This is a genomic window from Falsiroseomonas oryzae (genome assembly GCF_027856955.1).
Taxonomy (GTDB): domain Bacteria; phylum Pseudomonadota; class Alphaproteobacteria; order Acetobacterales; family Acetobacteraceae; genus Falsiroseomonas; species Falsiroseomonas oryzae.
Map to the genome: position 1 here is coordinate 1 of NZ_JAPSMD010000406.1, position 4826 is coordinate 4826.

At 72.0% G+C, this 4826-nt stretch carries 4 protein-coding genes and 1 pseudogene; 2 read left to right on the forward strand and 3 right to left on the reverse strand.

The window, feature by feature from the left end:
• Together OZN99_RS25595 and OZN99_RS25600 are read left to right on the forward strand one after the other, a co-directional pair.
• Positions 1-302, forward strand: a pseudogene (locus OZN99_RS25595) (hypothetical protein); the annotation flags it as partial.
• Entirely contained in the window at positions 289-777 is a 489-nt protein-coding gene (locus OZN99_RS25600) for a (2Fe-2S)-binding protein (protein WP_270938062.1), read from the forward strand. The pseudogene OZN99_RS25595 and the gene OZN99_RS25600, both read left to right, overlap by 14 nt.
• A gap of 20 nt (positions 778-797) precedes the next feature.
• Here the strand turns inward: OZN99_RS25600 and OZN99_RS25605 are convergent, their stop codons facing one another.
• The 3 genes from OZN99_RS25605 to OZN99_RS25615 all read right to left on the reverse strand — a co-directional run.
• The gene (locus OZN99_RS25605) at positions 798-2945 is read right to left on the reverse strand and encodes a DUF3141 domain-containing protein (RefSeq protein WP_270938063.1); all 2148 of its coding nucleotides are present in this window, start codon (positions 2943-2945) and stop codon (positions 798-800) included.
• Positions 2946-2972: 27 nt separating this feature from the next.
• On the reverse strand, positions 2973-3755 hold the full coding sequence (fabI, locus tag OZN99_RS25610) for an enoyl-ACP reductase FabI (protein WP_270938064.1): 783 nt from the start codon (positions 3753-3755) through the stop codon (positions 2973-2975).
• Between the two features lie 7 nt (positions 3756-3762).
• Positions 3763-4826, reverse strand: a 1064-nt coding sequence (locus OZN99_RS25615; RefSeq protein ID WP_408611939.1) for an acetate/propionate family kinase, incomplete at its 5' end; no start/stop codon positions are given.

Sequence of the window (4826 nt, forward strand, 5' to 3'; positions counted from 1 at the left end):
CGCCCTGGTTCGCCGAGGTCGCGCGGCGTCGCGGCGACTATGCGCTGGCCGGCCTGGCGATGATGGCGCGCCGCGAGGCCGGCCGCATCCGGGAAGCCCGGCTCGCCTTCTGCGGCGTGGAAGCCGCGCCGCGCCGGCTGCCTGCGGTGGAAGCGGCGCTGGCCGCTGGCGAGGACGCCGGCGCGCTGCTGTCCGGCCTGCTCGCGCCGCTTGGCTCGGTGGAGGCGCCGGCCGATTACCGCCTGCATCTCGCCCGCGTGCTGCTGCGCCGGGCGCTGGAGGGTGCCGATGCTGCCGCCTGACGAACCGCTCGGCGAGATCGCCTGCACCGTCAACGGCCGCCCCGTCGCCGGCCGCGCGCCGCTGCGCATGACGCTGGTGGAGTGGCTGCGCAGCGAGCTCGGCCTCACCGGCAGCCATGTCGGCTGCGCACATGGCGTGTGCGGCGCCTGCCATGTCCGGCTGGATGGCACGGTGGTGCGCGGCTGCCTGGTGCTGGCCGTGCAGGCCGATGGCAGCGCGGTGGAAACCATCGAGGCGGCGACGGGCCCCGAGGTCGCGGCACTGCGCGCGGCCTTCGTCGCCCATGCCGGCCTGCAATGCGGCTTCTGCACGCCGGGGATGATCCTGCAGGCGGCCGAACTGTTGCAGCAGGATCGCGCGCCCTCGCGGGAGGCGATCCGCGACCACCTCTCGGGCAATTACTGCCGCTGCACCGGCTACCAGGCGATCGTGGATTCGGTGGAGGCCGCCGCGGCCGCGCTGCGCGCCGGGTAGCGCAGCGCGGATCCGCGCGGTCAGACCGAAGCGGGCGCCTTGGCGCCTTCGTCCAGCAGCACCGCGACCGGGCCGTTCGGGGTCATGTCGATCTCCGCGCCGATGGCCGCGAAGGCCTTGCGCAGCGCCGCGACCGCGATCGCCCGGTCCTTGGAGGCCGCGAAGATCGCGCCGAGACCGCGCACCGCCGCGTCGCGGTCCGCGCGGATCAGCAGCGCCTGGCGACGCGCCACCTCCCGCAGCTCGGCGGGTGTCACGCGCTGCCGCCCCGGCAACTCGGCCCGAACCGCCTGCAGCGCGCGGACGCCGCGTTCGTCGATGGCGCCGTGGTGGTCGAGCAGCAGCAGCAGAAGACGGACCACGCCGTCCTGCAGCGTCCCCGTCGCGGCCTGCGCCACCATCTCCTCCGCCTGCCGGTGGGCCAGCTCCACGCGCAGCGGATCGGCACCGAGCGGCCGCGCCGGCGGCGCCCCGGCGAGGCCAGTGGCCGCCTCTGCCAGCTTCGTGGCGTAGAGGCCCTGGAACAGCGTCTCCGCCGCCTTGTCGCGCATCCCGCCCACCGCCTCCAGGTTGCGCTCCACGGCCTTGGCCCATTCGCGCTCCAGCATACGGAACGGGTTGTCGTCGCGGCAGGGCTGGCGGTTCTCCCGCGCCGCCGCGGCCAGCATCGGCAAAGGCTGCATCAGGGGATTGAGATCGGACAGCGCCCATCGCTGGGCACGCAGCGGGTGCATCCGCCGCCGCGCCTCCGCGGCGGCCTCCGTCGTCGCCTGCTGCACCAGCGGCGCCCAGAGCTGCTCGTAGAGCCCGGCATTGATCTCGGAGACGCGGCGGACGACCTCGAACGGCCTTTCGCTCGCGCGGTCGCCGCACAGCGCCGCGATGTCGCCGACGCTGCGTCGTTCGAAGCGCGTCACGTAGCGATCGGGAACGAGCGTCGCGGCCCGCATGTCCGGCTGCTTGTCCTCGATCGTCATCTCGTAGAGGCCGGGGGGCAGCGCCTCGATCAGGTCGAGCAGTTCGACGAAACCGGCATGTTCCTTCCGCGCCACCGCGCCCGAGACGAAGATGCCGAGATGCCCGACGTGCGGATGCACGCAGTAGACGATGGTCTGCCCCTGCGCGATCAGGTCCTCGTCCGAGGCGTAGAGGTCGAGGATCCAGTTCAGCGCCTGCTGGGGCGGCGTGATGTCGTCGCCCCAGGAGCAGAGCACGCAGATCGGCGCCTGGATGTTGCGCAGGTCCACGCGGTAGCGGCCGTCCTTCGATGCGATCTCGCCGCGCGCGAGCTTGTTGCCCACGAAGAGCTGGTCGACGATCGACGTGATCTCCTCGCGGTTCATCAGGAAGTAGCCGCCCCACCAGCGCTCGAACTCCAGGAAGCGCGGCGGCTCGGTATCGGCCTTGTCGAACAGGTTGTAGTATTTCGACCACCAGGTGTTGCCTGGGTTCAGCGATTCGAAGTTGAGCACCAGGTCGGCACCGTCGAAGCGCCCGTTGCCCAGGTCGCTCGCCATGTAGGCCAGCCAGCTGCCGCCCAGCAGCCCGCCGCTGTAGCGCATGGGGTTCAGCCCGGAGGCGCCCGCCCAGTAGGAGAGCGGCGAGCCGGCGATCAGGATCGGCCCCGGCAGTTCGGGGCGAACCGCGGCCAGCCCCATGATGGCCCAGCCCGCCTGGCAGTTGCCGATCACGCAGGGGGCGCTGGAGCCCGGATGACGCGCCCGCACCAACTCGAGGAAGCGTGCCTCCGCCAGCGTCACGTCCACCAGGGTCTGGCCCGGCACGGGATCGGGAAAGAAGGTCACGAAATACACGGGATGGCCCAGCTTGAGCGCATTCCCGATCTCGCTGTCCTCCTTGAAGCCGCCGATGCCCGGGCCATGGCCCGCGCGCGGATCCACCACCACGAAGGGCCGCAGCCCGGGATCGGTCGGCAGATCGCTCTCGCGCGGCAGGATGCGGAGCAGCGCGTAGTTGCACGGCTTCTCCAGGCTGCGGCCGTCCAGCAGCAGCTCATGCCCGAACTTCAGCAGCGCGGGGTTGCCTGCTTCGTTGTGCGCCAGGTACTCGTTGCCGCGCTGCCGCAGCGTATCCCAGTACAGCAGGCTGCGCTGGGTCGCGTCGATGGCATACTCGTACCAGTCGGTCACGCCGGGTATGCGGAACATCACTCGCCTCTCCTCAGGGCGGCCGCCTCATCCGAGGATGTGGTAGCCGCCGTCGATATAGATCGTCTCGCCGGTCATCGCGGCCGCGTAGTCGCTGGCCAGGAACACGCAGGAGGCGCCGACCTCCTCGATCGTCACCAGCCGCCGGGCCGGGGCGCGGCCCGCGACCTTCTCCATCAGGTCGTCGAAATCCTTGATGCCGGAGGCAGCGCGCGTCGCAAGCGGGCCGGGGCTCACGGCATGCACGCGGATGCCCTTGGGGCCGAGCTCCGTCGCCATGTAGCGCACCGCCGATTCCAGCGCTGCCTTCACCGGCCCCATGATGCCGTAGTTGTCCACGACCTCGTTCGCGCCGAGGTAGGACATGGTCAGCATGGCGCCGCCCTGCGTCATCAGCGGCTCCGCCCGGCGTGCCATGTCCATGAAGGACCAGCAGGAGACCTCCATCGCGGTCAGGAAACCGTCGCGCGGGCAGTCCGTGACGCGGCCCTGCAGCGCCTCCTTCGGGGCGAAGGCGATGGAGTGCACCAGCACGTCCAGCCGGCCCCATTGCGCGGCGATGGTATCGAACAGCGCATCCACCTGCGCCAGCTCGCGCGCCTCCATCGGCAGGAAGATGCCGGCGTCCACCGCCTGGGCCAGCGGCTCTACATGCGGGCGGGCGCGCTCATTGAGGTAGGTCATCGCGATGTCGGCGCCGGCGCGGCGCATCGCCTGCGCGCAGCCCCACGCGATGGAGCGGTCGTTGGCGACACCGACCACCAGCGCCTTGCGGCCTGCGAGGACGGCGGGAAGGCGGTCCGTGCTCATGCGGTCCTCACGCCTGCACCGCCGCGCGGGCGTGCCGCGCGATCATCAGGTTCTCGTCGGTGGGGATCACGCGGACCTCCACCGCGCTGCCGGGCTGCGAGATGAGCGGCCCATGCGCCGCGTTCGCCGTCGCGTCCAGCTGCACGCCCATCCAGCGGCAGGCCTCGCACACCGCGGCACGCACCGGAGCCGCGTTCTCGCCCACGCCGGCGGTGAAGACGATGCCGTCCAGCCCGCCGAGCGCCGCCGCCAGGGAGGCGATGCCGCGCGCAACGCGATAGACGAAGACCTCCAGTGCGAAGCGGGCGCGCGGGTCCTCGCTGGCCAGCAGGTCGCGGAAGTCGGAGGACACGCCGGAGAGCCCGAGCATGCCCGACTTCCGGTAGAGCATCGCCTCGATCGCGTCGGCGTCCATGCCTTCCGCGCGCATGAGGTGCAGCACCACGCCGGGATCCAGCTCGCCGCAGCGCGTGCCCATCGGCAGGCCGTCCAGCGCCGAGAAGCCCATGCTGGTCGCGATGCTGACGCGGTCCCGCAGCGCGCAGAGCGAGGCGCCATTGCCGAGATGCGCCACCACCACGCGGCCGCCGGCGATGGCCGGCGCGACGCGCGGCAGGACCGAGGCGATGTATTCGTAGGACAGCCCATGGAAGCCGTAGCGCCGCACGCCCTTCGCCAGGAAGGCATGCGGCAGGGCAAAGGCCTGCGCGACCTCGGGCATGGTGCGGTGGAAGGCGGTGTCGAAGCAGGCCACCTGCGGCAGCCCCGGTGAGATCTCCATCGTCTTGCGGATCGGCGCCAGGTTGTGCGGCTGGTGCAGCGGGGCGAGGGGAGAGAGCGCTTCCAACTCCTCCAGCAGCGCCGGCGTGACCAACGCGGGCCGGGCGTGGTTCGGCCCGCCATGCACCACCCGGTGGCCGATCGCCGTCAGGCCGCGCCCGGCCAGCCGGTCGCGCAGCCAGGGCATCAGCCATTCCAGTGCGGCTGCCGGCGTGGCCGGCGGGGCGCGCTCCAGGTCGGGGCCGGCCAGCGGCTGCCCGGCAGCGTCGCGCGCACGGAAGCCGGGCCGCG

Coding starts and splice junctions, on each gene's coding strand:
- OZN99_RS25600 (WP_270938062.1), top strand. CDS start 289: ATGCTGCCGCCTGACGAACCGCTCGGCGAGATCGCCTGCACCGTCAAC.
- OZN99_RS25605 (WP_270938063.1), bottom strand. CDS start 2,945: ATGTTCCGCATACCCGGCGTGACCGACTGGTACGAGTATGCCATCGAC.
- fabI (WP_270938064.1), bottom strand. CDS start 3,755: ATGAGCACGGACCGCCTTCCCGCCGTCCTCGCAGGCCGCAAGGCGCTG.